This window comes from Formosa sp. Hel1_31_208 (assembly GCF_900104785.1).
GTDB lineage: Bacteria > Bacteroidota > Bacteroidia > Flavobacteriales > Flavobacteriaceae > Psychroserpens.
In genome coordinates, this window is record NZ_LT629733.1 from 331,414 (window position 1) to 347,149 (window position 15,736).

General features: G+C 33.9%; 10 protein-coding genes. 4 read left to right on the top strand and 6 right to left on the bottom strand.

The window, feature by feature from the left end:
- Positions 1 to 102: 102 nt before the first annotated feature.
- Entirely contained in the window at positions 103 to 2,931 is a 2,829-nt protein-coding gene (locus BLT57_RS01395) for a TonB-dependent receptor (protein ID WP_091421246.1), read from the top strand.
- A gap of 76 nt (positions 2,932 to 3,007) precedes the next feature.
- Here the strand turns inward: BLT57_RS01395 and BLT57_RS01400 are convergent, their stop codons facing one another.
- Entirely contained in the window at positions 3,008 to 3,364 is a 357-nt protein-coding gene (locus BLT57_RS01400; protein ID WP_091421248.1) for a toxin-antitoxin system YwqK family antitoxin, read from the bottom strand.
- Between the two features lie 402 nt (positions 3,365 to 3,766).
- On the opposite strand from BLT57_RS01400, the gene BLT57_RS01405 reads away from it, so the two are divergent.
- Together BLT57_RS01405 and BLT57_RS01410 are read left to right on the top strand one after the other, a co-directional pair.
- Positions 3,767 to 4,969: a porin gene (locus BLT57_RS01405; RefSeq protein ID WP_091421250.1), complete on the top strand. Its 1,203-nt coding sequence runs from the start codon at positions 3,767 to 3,769 to the stop codon at positions 4,967 to 4,969.
- 75 nt (positions 4,970 to 5,044) lie between these two features.
- A complete protein-coding gene (locus BLT57_RS01410; RefSeq protein ID WP_091421252.1) occupies positions 5,045 to 7,321 on the top strand; it encodes an inorganic phosphate transporter in 2,277 nt (758 codons plus the stop codon).
- 42 nt (positions 7,322 to 7,363) lie between these two features.
- Here the strand turns inward: BLT57_RS01410 and BLT57_RS01415 are convergent, their stop codons facing one another.
- The 3 genes from BLT57_RS01415 to BLT57_RS01425 form a co-directional block, all read right to left on the bottom strand.
- On the bottom strand, positions 7,364 to 9,109 hold the full coding sequence (locus BLT57_RS01415; protein WP_091421253.1) for a Na/Pi cotransporter family protein: 1,746 nt from the start codon (positions 9,107 to 9,109) through the stop codon (positions 7,364 to 7,366).
- 106 nt (positions 9,110 to 9,215) lie between these two features.
- Positions 9,216 to 10,349 carry a chromate efflux transporter gene (gene chrA / locus BLT57_RS01420; protein WP_091421255.1) on the bottom strand — a complete coding sequence of 378 codons (1,134 nt, stop codon included), beginning with the start codon at positions 10,347 to 10,349 and terminating at the stop codon, positions 9,216 to 9,218.
- A 15-nt stretch (positions 10,350 to 10,364) separates the two neighbouring features.
- On the bottom strand, positions 10,365 to 10,871 hold the full coding sequence (locus BLT57_RS01425; protein ID WP_091421257.1) for an RDD family protein: 507 nt from the start codon (positions 10,869 to 10,871) through the stop codon (positions 10,365 to 10,367).
- Between the two features lie 87 nt (positions 10,872 to 10,958).
- Between BLT57_RS01425 and BLT57_RS01430 the strand changes: the two genes are divergently transcribed.
- On the top strand, positions 10,959 to 11,681 hold the full coding sequence (locus tag BLT57_RS01430) for a DUF6503 family protein (RefSeq protein WP_091421259.1): 723 nt from the start codon (positions 10,959 to 10,961) through the stop codon (positions 11,679 to 11,681).
- 68 nt (positions 11,682 to 11,749) lie between these two features.
- Here the strand turns inward: BLT57_RS01430 and BLT57_RS01435 are convergent, their stop codons facing one another.
- Entirely contained in the window at positions 11,750 to 14,227 is a 2,478-nt protein-coding gene (locus BLT57_RS01435; RefSeq protein WP_091421260.1) for a ribonucleoside-diphosphate reductase subunit alpha, read from the bottom strand.
- 215 nt (positions 14,228 to 14,442) lie between these two features.
- Positions 14,443 to 15,432, bottom strand: coding sequence for a ribonucleotide-diphosphate reductase subunit beta (locus BLT57_RS01440; protein WP_091421262.1), 990 nt, complete (start codon positions 15,430 to 15,432; stop codon positions 14,443 to 14,445).
- Between the last annotated feature and the right edge of the window lie 304 nt (positions 15,433 to 15,736).

Sequence of the window (15,736 nt, forward strand, 5' to 3'; positions counted from 1 at the left end):
TTAATTAATATTAAATATTGATTGCTGAAAAAGCGTTCATAAAACAAACGCTTCTAATCGTTGTAAACTAACGAGCAGAAGTGTTTAGATAATTATCTCAATATGAAAAATAAATTATCCTCACTTTTAATTGTCTGTCTTCTTGTTTTTGGTTTTGCTAACGCACAAAAAGGAACCATAGCTGGAAACGTAATTGACGGTGAGTTTGTAGAACCAATGGCCTTTGCTAATATTTTAGTTAAAGGAACAACCACTGGGACCACTTCTGATTTTGATGGTAAATACGAATTACAGTTAGAGCCTGGAACTTATACCTTAGTGTTTTCATTTGTTGGCTATGCCACGCAAGAAATTACCGATGTGGTTATAAAGGCTGGTGAAGTTACATCTCTTGATATAACCCTTAGCGCGAATTCTTTAGATACTGTTATTATTAATACCACAATGAAACGTAATACTGAAAACTCCGTATTAGATCTTCAAAAGAAATCGGTGGTTGTATTAGACGGTTTATCGGCACAATCGATAAAAAGCAGCGGAGCAAGTAATCTTGCCAGCGCCGTAAAGAGTGTTCCTGGTGTTTCCATCGAAGGTGGTAAATATGTTTATGTTCGAGGTTTAGGAGACCGTTACACCAAATCTATCTTAAATGGTATTGATATCCCAGGATTAGATCCAGATCGAAATACAATACAAATGGATTTATTCCCAACTAATATTTTAGACAATGTTATCGTATTAAAATCGGCTTCTGCTGAATATCCTGCCGATTTTACAGGTGGTATCGTTGATATTGTAACAAAAGACTTTCCAACAAGAGCGGAATATACACTTTCGGTTGGAACAGCATATAATCCTGATATGCACTTTAATGAAAACTATTTAACCTATACGGGTAGTGATACAGACTTTTTAGGTTTTGATGATGGGACAAGAGATCTTCCAATTAACAGGTATCAGCCTGTTCCTAATACCGATGAAGACCGAATTTTATTATCGAGTTTAACCAATAGCTTCGAAAAAGAACTTAGAGCAAAGCGCGAGATGAGTGGAATGAACTTCGACTTTGGCTTCACTTTAGGAAATCAATATGACGTAGGTGATGATCAATTAGGGTATCAAGCATCCTTCTCTTATAAAAATTCAACTACATTTTATGAAAATAGAAATGATGGTGCTTGGGTAAAGGATAATGACGAATCATCAAATAATGATCTTGTTTTTACTTTAAATTCACAAGGATCAGAAGGTATTAATAATATCATTTTAAATGGTCTTGTTGGTTTAACCTATAAAGCTGACCGAGCAAAATATAAGGTCAACTTTCTTCACATTCAAAACGGTGAGTCAACAGCTGGTTTCTTTAACCAAATTATTTCACAAGATGGAATTGGTGGCGCTAGAGAACCACTAACAAAAAATTCATTGACCTATACAGAACGTTCGATCACTAATTTATTATTAAGTGGCCAACATCGCTTGAGTGATGATGAGAACGCTTTCAACTTAGTTTGGAAATTCTCACCGACGTTTTCTAAGGTGATGGACAAAGGTCACAGGATTACTCCTCTGCAACAAAATGACCAAGGTGTTTCATTTTTAACACCTTCAGCAGCAACTTTTCCAATTCAATTATGGAGAAACTTAATTGAAGAAAACTGGGCAGCAAGGGTAGATTTTGATAAAACAATTGATCTTTTTGGAAGACCTGGAAAACTAAAATTTGGGGGTGCTTATACTTATAAATTTAGAGATTTTAGTATCGATGACTATACCTTTAATATTCAAGGTGATGCGTCATATATCGCAAATGGTGATGTTGACAACTTATTATCTGATGAAAACATTTGGGCACCAAATGAAGGCGGCACCTTTTTAATTTCTACTGATACCTTTAACCCAATTGATGCTTATGAAGGTGAGCAAAATATTGGTGCAACTTATGTTTCTGCAGAATTTAATATTTCCGAGAACATTAAAACCGTCATCGGTTTAAGGTCGGAATTCTTTAAGTCCTTTTATACAGGAGCTCAAGATGCTGAAACAACATTCTTAAGAGAATCTATATTAGATGAATTGGATTTATTTCCATCTGCTAACGTGATATATTCAGTAACAGATAACACTAACATTAGGACCTCATTCTCAAGAACTACAGCAAGACCCTCTTTTAAAGAAGCTTCTGTAGCTCAAATTTTCGACCCTATTACGAGCCGACTATTTATTGGTAATTTAGATATCGCACCAACTTATGTCAATAACTTTGACTTAAGATACGAACGCTTTGGTGATAATGGTCAGATGTTCGCCATAAGCGGTTTTTATAAAGATTTTAAAGATCCTATTGAACAAGCATTTTTTGAATCTGCTCCTACGCAGTTAACCGTTGGAAATCTTGGTGATGCTAAAGTTTATGGTATTGAATTTGAAATCAGACAACGTCTAGGTTTCATCACTGAAGGGCTTAAAAACTTAAAATTTAATGCTAACATGTCATTGATAAAATCAGAATTGACGATGTCTGATGCAGAGTTTAATAGTAGGGTTGCTAATTCAAGAGATGGTGAGTCTGTTGATAGACAAAGAAACTTGCAAGGGCAAGCACCATATTTGATTAATTTTGGTCTTGATTATAACAACCAAGACATTGGACTACAAACTGGTTTATTCTTTAATGTTCAAGGGGAAACACTCGAAGTTGTAGGTATAAATATTGTACCAGATGTCTTCACACAGCCGTTTAACAGTTTAAACTTTAACTTAAATAAATCTTTTGGTGAAACTAAAAATTCGTCAATTGATCTAAAAGTATCAAATATACTTAATAGCGTTAGACGCAGTGATTATGTATCATTTGGCTCTCAAAACCAATTGTTTTCATTAAGAGAACCCGGGACTGAAATTTCAATAGGATATTCTTTTAAATTTTAAAAAAACTAGAATTAGTTTCTAACAAAAAAGCTCTCAACCACAAGTTGAGAGCTTTTTTGTTTATTATATTTGATGGTTAGTTACCTACAGCAAGTAGTACTTTGTCCTTCCACTCGCTTACACTAGTGATTTTTGAATCCACATAATCTACCTCTCTAAGCGAATTATCTGACCAAAATAACCATTTACCAACTTTTTTACCACTGTGGTAGTTTCCCATGGTTACCTTATTTCCTTTAGCATCAAAACTCGTCCATATGCCATGAAGTTCTCCAGCTTCATTGAAAGTGCCTTGTTGTTCTATTGCACCATTATCATGATAATAAGTGGCCACTGTTACATCACCATCTTTTTTTAAGTCTACTTTTTGTTGTTCCTGCGCAAATGCAAATGTTACACTCAACATCAATAGTATTGTAAATATCTTTTTCATGTCTTTCTGAATTTGGGTATTAATTATGATTTATCAACGAAAGTTATGAAAAACTTTACAATATTCAAACATTTAGGTAACATTTAGTTAACATTAGGAGCGCAACAATCTAATTAACTTGCCTTTACAATTCAATGAAACTGTTTTAATAAGTTAATAATTAGATAATATTAGCATTACAATTACATTACGTTCAATACGCATCTTTGCAATGTGTTGAAAAACACAATTAGTATTTCATAAAACTGTATTAGTTTTTGTCGACTAAATGATTATGAATCCTAATGAGACTGCTTTTCATAAAGCAGTCTTTTTTTTTAAAAATATTAAAATGGTAAACATTAGGAAACATTAAGTTAATATTAGAGTTGGTTATTTGCAGTGACAAAAACTAATAACAAAATGAAATCAAAACTATTACTAGCACTCACATTGTGCATTGTATCTTATTCAAGTTCTCAAGAAATAAGTGATACTTCATTCGGAAAAGGCTTATTAAACTTTACAGCAAAAGACAGTTCTTTCAGTGTAAAATTCGCACCGCGTTTTCAAGTACGGTCGATATCATCATGGGATCATGATGGCAGTCAATACGGTAGTCCTGAACACAACTTTATTGTAAGACGTGCGCGATTAAAGTTTGACGGTTTTGCCTACAGCACAAAACTGAAATATAAAATTGAATTAGGACTCTCTAATAGAGATATTTCTGGGGCAAACGACTTCAATCGAAATACACCTCGATATATTTTAGATGCCGTTATCATGTGGAATTTTGCAGAGAATTGGGAATTGTGGGCTGGTCAAACTAAGCTTCCAGGTAATGTCGAACGTGTAGTCTCATCTGCAAACTTGCAATTAATAGATCGTTCCTTATTAAATAGTAGATTTAATATTGATCGTGATTTAGGTATACAGTTACGTCACAAAACTAAATTAGGAGAACACTTTTTAATGCGTGAAAAACTTTCTGTGTCACAAGGTGAAGGACGAAATGTTACTGAGGGTAATGAAGGTGGTCTACAATACACAGCTCGTGTTGAGTTTTTACCTTTTGGAACATTCAAATCTAAAGGTGATTATAGTCAATCAGATCTAAAACGTGAAGAAAAGCCAAAATTGATGATGGGTTTTACATATAACTATAATCAAGATGCAGTAAGAGAAAGAGGATTTGCTGGTGATTATATGATAAGAGCTGACGAATCGTTATATGAAACAGATCAAACCACAATTTTTGCAGACGCTATGTTTAAATTCGACGGATTTTCTTTTATGGGTGAATATGCAAAACGTACCGCTCAAGATGAAATAGCAACAGAAATAGATGGCACTACTCCTACTGGTGATATTGTTTTAACCGGTAATGCTTTAAACTTACAAGCAGGCTATTTATTTAATAGTAACTATGAAATCGCAGCACGTTTTACAACTGTAAATTATGAGAATGTTACTGGAGAACTGCCAAGTGAGCAATATACACTTGGTGTTAATAAATTCGTTGTTGGTCACAAATTAAAAGTACAGACCGATATTAGCTATACCACAGTAGATGGGAATGAAGATAATATTACATTCAGACTTGGTTTTGACATTCACTTCTAAAGATTAAATAACAATTAGGTAACTTTACAGTGAAAATTACTTAAGATATTTGCAAACTTATTTTAATTAAAAATTATGGATAATATTTACTTATTAATGTTAATTGCCATCACAGTTTTAGCTGTAGCTGATATTGTTGTTGGTGTAAGTAATGATGCTATTAACTTCTTAAACTCTGCCATTGGTTCTAAAGCTATTTCGTTAAGAACTATAATGATTGTAGCTAGTTTAGGGATTTTCATTGGAGCTGTATTTTCTAGTGGAATGATGGAGGTAGCTAGGAAAGGCATTTTTGTACCTGCTCAATTTGAGTTCGGAGAGATTATGCTGATTTTTATGGCCGTAATGATTACGGACATTTTATTGCTAGACTTTTTTAATACACTCGGACTTCCAACATCAACTACGGTTTCTATCGTATTTAACTTATTAGGTGCAGCTGTAGTAATGTCGTTAATAAAAATTAGTCAATCAGATACGCAATCCTTCTCGGATTTAGCCACCTACATAAATACAGAAAAAGCGCTAGAAATTATATCTGGTATTTTGTTGTCAGTAGTCATTGCTTTCTCTGTTGGTGCCCTGGTACAATGGGTCTCAAGACTTATATTCACATTCAACTATGAGAATAAAACAAAGAATTTTGGAATTATTTTTGGTGGTGTTGCCTTGACAGCAATCACTTATTTCATTTTCTTAAAAGGTTTAAAAGGGACACCATACTACAAAGAACTAAAGGGCGTTATAGAAGGTCAAGAAATTTATATTATTCTTGGCAGTTTTGTGTTTTGGACCTTATTTTCATTCATCTTTGAAAAAATCACCAAGAAAACAGTTTTACTAGTTGTCATCGCAGTGGGAACTTTTGGACTGGCATTAGCCTTTTCTGGAAACGACTTAGTCAACTTTATTGGTGTGCCTATGGCTGCCTATCATTCATATGAAGCCTGGGTTGCTGGAGGTATGGATGTCACAATGTCAATGGCTGTTTTAGACAAAAAAGTGCCTGCTGAACCATTACTTCTATTTATAGCAGGAACCATCATGGTTTTGACACTATGGTTTTCTAAAAAAGCTAAAACAGTTGCAGAAACGGAAATAAGCTTGTCTCGTCAAGGAGAAACTCATGAAAAATTTGAACCTAACCGTCTCTCTAGAGCGATAGTAAAAGGAACATCACAATTATCTAATTATTTTAGTGTTTTAATTCCAAATTCAGTTCAAAATAACATCAGTAAACGTTTTGAAAAACAGAACTTCAATTTGACAAAAAATCAAAGTATTGAAGCACCTGCTTTTGATATGATTCGTGCTTCTGTGAATTTAATGGTTGCTGGTGTATTAATTGCCATTGCAACGTCTATGAAGTTACCGCTTTCAACAACCTATGTGACATTCATGGTTGCTATGGGTACATCTTTAGCAGACCGTGCATGGGGAAGAGAAAGCGCTGTGTATCGCGTTGCTGGTGTATTAAATGTGATTGGTGGATGGTTTGGCACTGCAATAGGTGCATTTGTAGCTGCAGGGATTGTGGTATTTTTAATTAACTGGAATCCAAGTGTTATTACACCAATATTATTGTTGTTGACAGTTCTATTGTTATACAGAAATTATAGATCTCATAGAAATAAGACAAACAAAACTATTGATGAAGATAGCTTAACATCTTCTGAAGAGATTAGCTCTGTTCAAGGTGTTATTCACCAAAGTGCCAAGAATATTTCTAAAGTTGTTAAAAGAACAAATAGGATCTATTCAAATGCAATTGTAGGTCTTGCCAGACAAGATTTAATCTTACTAAATAAGAGTAAAAAGCAAGTCATAAAGTTATCTGATGAAGTTGACGAATTACGTGATAACGTCTTCTATTTCATCAAGAATCTTGATGAGTCTAGTGTTGGTGCAAGTAATTTTTACATTAATATTTTAGGGTATTTGCAAGATATGTCACAATCGTTAGAATACATCTCGAAGGTGAGTCATAAACATATTAATAACAATCATAAAAAACTTAAACTTAGTCAGATTAAAGAATTAAAAGAAATAGATGATAAATTAGAACTTTTATTTAGTGACACTGAAAATGCATTTAAATCTGAATCTTTTGAGGAAATAGGAGCAATTCTAAATAAAAAGAAAGAAGTTTATGATTTAGTGAAAGAGAAAATCCAAACTCAGGTGGCACGTACACGAAATGAAGAGTCAAGTCCAAAGAACACGACACTTTATTTTAGTATTCTTTTAGAAACAAAAGATTTAATGAATGCTACAATGAGTTTATTAGATGAATATCACGGTGCTCATGATAGTAGTGTCGAACCCGCTACGGCTAATGAGCCTGAAGAATAAATACTACAAATAGAAAAAAAGCGACCAATAGGTCGCTTTTTTTTATGTACCATTATTTAAAAGTGGATCTTTTTTACCATAAAGTAATTCGGCTACTTCAATAAGCTTCTTAATCATATCATTGACATTATCACTATCATTGACCAAAGAGGAAGCCATATCTACAGTGATGAGATCTTGTCTAATTAGCTTATCTATCTCTAAATTCCCTTTGTGAAAACTTTTTTTAGCTTCATCACTCAACTTCATCAGTGTTTGATGGTATTTTGCATTGTCTTTTTCCGTTCTAAACAGATGAATAACTCGCAATACTTTAGCCACTTTTTTTCTTAGTTGATCGTACTCTTTTTGAATATATTTATTTTCCGAATTTAAATATTTGGTAATATTTCTACTCAATTCCCTCACATCTCTAATGATTTCAACCATTTTTCTGTTGGCTACTTTTATCTCAGTAATTTCGCTGTTTTGTTCCTCACTTAAATCCAAACTACTTTGAGCTTTAGTTGCATAACTAATAATCTCACCGTAAATATGTTTCACCTTAGTAGCATACAATTCTCTCACGTCTGTTTCAAAAAGAATATTTGATTTCTTAATTACTTTTTTAAGTTTCAAATCAGATTTTATATCCTCTCGATGAATGTTTAAAGCATGTGATACTATTTCAAAAATCGCATTTTTAAATAAATACTTTGATTCTTTAATCAATGTAGCAATGGCTGTTTCTGGATATTTCAGTTCTGCTTTAGTTAAGTATTTAGGTACCTCAATTTCTCGTTCTGGCAATAATTTTTCAGGTATGATACGTTCCACGAGTTTCGCTATTGGATTAATAAACCAAATAAGTATGAACGTATTTAAAATATTGAACGTGGTATGAAATAGTGAAATGGCGACAGGAATTGCAGCGGCATTGACATATGGTGAATCAGACCCTAAATATTGCGTTAACCAACTTACAAATTTTAAAAACGGATAAAACAAAATCAGCATCCATAATACCCCAATCAAATTAAACACAAGATGTGCTCTAGCGGTTCTCTTCGCCTGATAATTAGCAATAATTGCAGCAAGATTAGCTGTTATGGTGGTCCCCACATTTTCACCCAAAACCATCGCAGCAGCCAGTTCAAATGGAATCCAACCCTGTGCAGTCATAATTAACGTTAGAGCCATCGTGGCACTTGAAGACTGAATAACAACGGTCAAAACAGTTCCAATTAAAAGAAATAAGAGAATTGACAAAAACCCCAAATCTGTATACTGTGCCAAGAAACTAAGTAATTCGGGGTTGCTCTTTAAATCTGGCATGGCCTCCTTTAAAAACTGGAGCCCAATAAACAGTAAAGCAAATCCAATAATAAAATTCCCCCAATTTTTATAATTCTCTTTCTTCACAAACGTAAATCCAAATCCAAATCCAACAAGTGGAAGTGCGATGGCGCTCATACTTACTTTAAAACCCAATATCGTAATTAACCAAGCTGTAATGGTTGTTCCTATATTGGCTCCCATAATCACGCTAATAGACTCTGTAAGCGTTAATAAACCAGCGTTTGAAAAACTAACGACCATTAATGTAGTCGCAGAGGAGGATTGGATTACGGACGTAATTAAAAACCCAGTAAATACTCCCAAGAATCTATTGGAAGTCATTGTTGCAAGAATTGAACGCATTTTGTTTCCTGCTAATTTTAAAAGTGCATCACTCATAACCTTCATTCCGAAGAGAAATAAACCTAATGCACCTATGAGCTGCAAAATGTCATAAAAACCGTATTCCATAGTGTAATTGTCGACTTAAAACCTATTAAAAGTTAGGGTAAGGTAGTTTATTCCGATAATAATTACAAGTAGGAAATTTTGCGCATTCTAAATTTTAGAGCACAATTTAAAAGAAACTGATCAAAAGATACCCTAAAAATGAACCTATAACAATAGTCCATATAGAACTCAGTTTTGTTCCAAATACAAAGTAAGCAGATAACAAGGCAATGCTAATTGCTTGCCAATTTATCAATGTTTCCTTAGACATCACAAAAAGCACGGCAAGCATCACTGCAACAGCAGCTACATTTACTGCATCTAAAAAATAGCCAAACACCTTAGATTGTCTCATTTTAGGAATAAACGGATTTAAAATTAAAACGAATAAGAAGGATGGTAAAAAAATACCAGCTGTGGCTGCTAAAGCACCACTAAAACCAGATAATTGATAGCCAATAAAGGTAGAGGTAGATAATATTGGGCCAGGAGTAAATTGCCCTACAGCAATAGCATCTATAAGCTCTGCACGTGTGAGCCAACCTCTAGTGACTAATTCGGCATCTAAAAATGCAAATAAAACATAGCCACTTCCATATAATATAGCGCCAACTTTTAAAAACACCCAGAATAACTTCGCACTTGATATTTTGACTAGTAAACTATTGAGCGCTGCAGCACCAATAAAAGGACTGAAACTATGTAACCCTGATCCCAATTTAGACTTCAGGCTGTAGTATAATACGCCAATAAGTCCTGCAGCAAGTAATGCGAAAATTTCATTAAGACCAAGCAGGCTGGCCATTAAAACTAAAACACCTAAAACAGCGAGCTCCGTGCGTTTTATAGCTTTTTTACCAAGTTTTAGAATGGCCGAAGCAATAACAGCAAGTACGGCTGGCTTAATACCAAATATAAAGGGCTCTACTTCTGGCAAATTTCCATACTTCACATACAAATAAGCAAGGATGGCTGTGATGACTGTCGCTGGAAAAATGAAGCATATACCCGCTACAAAAAGTCCTTTTTTTCCTGCATATTCAAAACCACAGTGCATGGTCATTTCTGTTGAATTAGGACCTGGAATTAAATTTGTTGAGCCCATGAGATCTAAGAAATGTTCTCTTGACATCCATTTTCGCTTTGTAATAATTTCGTCATCCATCATTGCAATATGGGCTGCAGGACCACCAAAGGCAAAACAACCTAACTTAAAAAATACTAGGGCGACTTCTTTGAGTCTATTGCTTTGTAAAGACATGATTTTATTCGTTTATTATTCACCAATTCTTCCTATTTCTTCTAGGCCTTCAAGTGTTTCTTTCTTTGCATTATACTTTTTCACATCCACAACATACGTCTTAGATATTGAATCGTGCCACCCTTTTCCATCTTCTCCAAGAAACGAGAATTGTTCAAATGGGATAATTCGACATAAACTACGTACTAAAATATCTTTGAATTTTGGTTTAGAGCCATCATAACAAACTACTTTGGTATTAGTGATATATTTTCCTATTGAGCGCCCAGTAAACGTTTCAATTGTTGTGTAGTAAATCATTAAGACGAAATAGCCAAATGCAAAATCAACAAGTCGGCTTTCAGAATATAAAAAGGTGTCGGCTAGTGTATAATCTCCCGTTAATTCGGCCATGATTCCAATAACAAAGCCTATAAGCATGCCAATAGCAATCTGTATCACATAGTCAATGATATAATTTAAAAACCTAATACTTTTACTTGACAGGACGTCTTTAGTAACTGTATGTTCAATAGTATTCATAACGAAGGATTAGCATTTACCTTTCAAATATAGCATTCTGAGATTAAAATCAAATAGTTTAATTTAGAGTTTTTAAATATCATGTATATGAAATATCTTACACTTATCGTTATTGCTTTACTCAGTTTTCAATCTGGATTTGGTCAAGAGTTATCTGGAACTGAACTTTTAAAAAAAGCAATTAAATATCATGATCCTAATGGACAATGGTCATCTTTTAACGGTCAACTACAAGTGGTCATGGAAACTCCTAATAACCCAAATCGACATAGTAAAATTAAAATTAATCTTCCAAAAGATTACTTCTGTGTTAGTGCAACTAGAGATACGATAAACACGGAGTACACAGTAGATCATGGAGCGTGTTCTATCAAATTAAATGGGAGTGAAGCTATTTCAGAAGCGGAACAAAAAATGTATAATCTCAGCTGTGATAGAGCTACCCTCTATAAAAACTATTACACCTATCTCTATGGTTTACCGATGAAATTAAAAGATGAAGGCACCATCATTCATGATGCTATAGAACGTAGGACATTTAAAGGTAAAGAATATCTAGTATTAAAAGTCTCCTATGATAAAAATGTGGGAAGTGATGTTTGGTTTTTTTATTTTGACCCCGAAACTTACGCCATGGAAATTTATCAGTTTTATAAAACCGACGAGAACGGCAAACTTAAAAAAGATAGCGGTGAGTATATTCTTCTAACTGAAACAATGACCATAAACATGATAAAGATGCCTAAAAACAGAGCGTGGTATTATAATAAAGATGATAAATATTTGGGTACAGATAAGTTACAGGAATAGATCCTTTCATTTTTAAGCATAAAAAAAAGCATCTCTCTCGAGATGCTTTTTAATTTTATATGTAATGGTTATGAACCGCACATTAAGCAATCATCACCTTCAGCTTCTTTAGCTTGAGCAATTAGTGCTTTCATTTCATCAGCGCTCAAAGGCTCTACTTCAACTTTTTCTGCTGTTTGCTTAGCAAATTTTGCTGCAGTTTCAGCGGCTTTCTGTTGTTTTTGTGCGACGTTATCTATAGCAACTTCTTGCACTTCAGCAACAGGTTCTGCTTTTGCTTCTCTTGTGATTGTTACTTTTTTAGCATCAACGGCACTCTTGGTACGTAAATAGTACATTCCCGTTTTTAAGCCACTTTTCCACGCATAAAAGTGCATAGATGTTAACTTAGCCATAGTAGCGCCTTCTAAGAACAAGTTAAGAGATTGTGATTGGTCAATAAAGTAACCACGTTGACGCGACATGTCTATAATATCTTTCATAGACAGTTCCCAAACTGTTTTGTATAATTCTTTTATGTCTTGAGGAATGCAATCTACATTTTGTACAGATCCATTAGCTCTCATAATTTCGTTTTTTAAGTCTTCATTCCAAAGTCCTAATTCTACTAAATCTTCTAATAAATGTTTGTTCACAACAATAAATTCACCAGACAATACACGACGCGTATAAATGTTAGATGTATAAGGTTCAAAACATTCGTTGTTTCCAAGAATCTGAGATGTTGATGCTGTTGGCATTGGCGCAACCAATAAAGAGTTACGTACTCCGTTTTTTAATACTTGCTTACGCAATTTCGCCCAATCCCAAAGTCCGCTGAGTTCTTCATCTTTAATTCCCCAAAGGTTATATTGGAATTCTCCTTTACTAATTGGAGAGCCTTCATAACTTTGGTAAGGACCATCAACTTTTGCTTCTTCCATACTTGCGGTTACAGCAGCAAAATATAGTGTTTCAAAAATATCGTGATTTAGCTTTTTAGCTTCATCACTAGTAAAAGGCATTCTTAGTTTAATGAATGTATCTGCTAATCCTTGTACCCCTAAACCAACTGGTCTGTGGCGGAAATTTGAGTTTTCAGCTTCTTTTACAGGATAATAATTTCTATCTATTACTCTATTTAAGTTTTTAGTAACACGTTTTGTAATTCTAAATAATTCTTTATGGTCAAACTCTCCATTTTTAACGAACATTGGCAAAGCAATAGACGCTAAATTACATACAGCAACTTCATCTGGCGAAGTATACTCCATAATTTCTGTACATAAATTTGAAGAACGAATAGTCCCCAAATTCTTTTGGTTAGACTTACGGTTTGCTGCATCTTTATACAACATGTAAGGTGTTCCTGTTTCAATTTGTGATTCTAATATCTTTTCCCAAAGTTCTCTCGCTTTTATAGCTTTACGTCCTTTGCCTTCAGATTCATATTTTGTGTATAAGGCTTCAAATTCTTCGCTGTGCACATCACATAATCCAGGACATTCGTTAGGGCACATTAAGGTCCATTCGGCATCTTCTTGCACACGCTTCATAAATAAATCTGGCATCCACATCGCATAGAATAAATCACGCGCCCGTAATTCTTCGGCACCATGATTCTTTTTTAAATCTAAGAAACTCATAATATCTGCATGCCAAGGTTCGATATACATCGCAAAGCTTCCTTTACGTTTTCCTCCACCTTGATCTACATAACGTGCCGTATCATTATATACTTTAAGCATTGGTACTATACCGTTACTAGTTCCGTTTGTTCCAGCGATATAGCTCCCTGTTGCACGTACATTGTGAATAGATAAGCCTATTCCTCCGGCAGACTGTGAAATCTTGGCAGTTTGTTTTAATGTATCGTAAATACCATCAATACTGTCATCTTTCATTGTTAATAAGAAACAAGAAGACATTTGAGGTTTTGGAGTTCCTGAGTTAAATAATGTTGGTGTAGCATGTGTAAAGTACTTTTTAGACATCAACTCATAAGTCTCAATTGCAGCATCTAGATCGTTAAGGTGAATACCAATAGATACTCTCATTAACATGTGTTGTGGTCTTTCTGCAATTTGACCATTCAATTTTAAAAGGTAAGAGCGTTCTAGCGTTTTGAATCCAAAATAATCATAACCAAAATCACGGTTATAGATAATAGCAGAGTCTAACATGTCTTTATTATCGGTAATTACTTTATATACCTCATCACTTAATAAAGGTGCCTTTTTTCCAGTTCTAGGATTGACGTATGTATACAAATCAAACATGACCTCACTAAAGGTCTTTTTTGTGTTTTTGTGTAAGTTAGAAACTGAAATACGAGCTGCTAAGCGTGCATAATCAGGATGTGCTGTGGTCATTGTTGCGGCTTGTTCTGCTGCCAAATTATCCAATTCACTGGTTGTTACACCATCGTACAAACCATCAATAACGCGCATTGCTACTTTAATTGGATCGACAAGTTCATTAAGTCCGTAACATAGTTTACGAACTCTTGCTGTAATTTTGTCGAACATTATTGGCTCTTTCCTTCCGTCTCTTTTTAATACATACATACTTTACACATTTTTTAGTTTATTTCTGAAGCTACTTTTCAGAAAAAGGGTTAGTTAGTTATCATTAATCAGCTAGGCAACTGATTAACAATGGATTAATTGTTAGTTTATTTATTCTGAAATTAAAACTGGTTGAATCAATGGTGCTGGAGTCTTTGGACAGCTGTCATTAATGACCAATTAAAATTATTCTATTATTGATTTATTTTAAAGATCTAGAAATCAAAGCTGTCGCTTCCGAAATCGTACTTATTCTCTTCTTCTTCTTTATTAAGCACACCTGCTTTCTGATATTCTGACACACGCTTTTCGAAGAAGTTAGTTTTACCTTGTAATGAAATCATATCCATGAAATCAAAAGGATTTGCCGTATTGTAAACTTTCTCACAACCAAGATCCTGAAGTAAGCCATCAGTTACAAATTCTAAATATTGTGACATGAGTTTTGAATTCATACCAATCAAACTTGCAGGCAATGACTCTGTAATAAATTCTCTTTCAATGTTTAGTGCATCAACCAAAATCTCTTTAATACGCTCTTTTGATACTTTATTTACTAAGTGATGTTCGTGTAGGTGTACTGCAAAGTCGCAGTGCATACCTTCATCACGAGATATTAATTCATTAGAAAAGGTTAGTCCTGGCATTAAACCACGCTTCTTTAACCAGAAAATCGAGCAAAACGAACCTGAAAAGAAGATACCCTCAACAGCTGCAAAAGCTATTAAACGTTCAGCAAAACTCGGAGACTCTATCCATTTTAATGCCCAATCTGCTTTTTTCTTAATTGCAGGAAATGTTTCAATAGCATTAAAAAGCATTGCTTTTTCTTTTTCGTCTTTTACGTAGGTATCGATTAATAATGAGTACGTTTCGCTATGAATATTTTCCATCATAATTTGGAAACCATAGAAAAATTTAGCCTCACTGTATTGTACTTCACTCACGAAATTTTCAGCTAGGTTTTCGTTTACGATACCATCACTTGCAGCAAAAAATGCTAAAACATGTTTGATAAAGTAACGTTCGTCTTCATTTAATTTATCGGTCCAATCTGTAATGTCTTGATGTAAATCAATTTCTTCAGCAGTCCACATACTCGCTTCAGACTTCTTATACCATTCCCACAAATCATGGTGTTGAATTGGAAAAATCACAAAACGATCTTTATTTTCTTGCAAAATTGGTTCTACCTCTTGAGACATATTAATTGGTTTTAAAAATTAAAAAATTAACTGAAAAATTTAGTGTGATTTGGGACTAACAAAGATTCAAAAATGTAACAGATATTTTGACCTTTTTTTAGAAAGCTTTTCAACAAGTTTTTAACAATTGAGGATTTGATAAAAAAATCAAAGAAATGTTAAATATAATATTAACATACTGTTTATCAGTATTTTATGCTTATTTTGTTTTACTATCATTCGTAAGTATAATCTTATTAAATACCTCCTCAATAGTGATGTTTCCTATATAATTTAGATTATAAAATTGACTTCAGAATTAAAC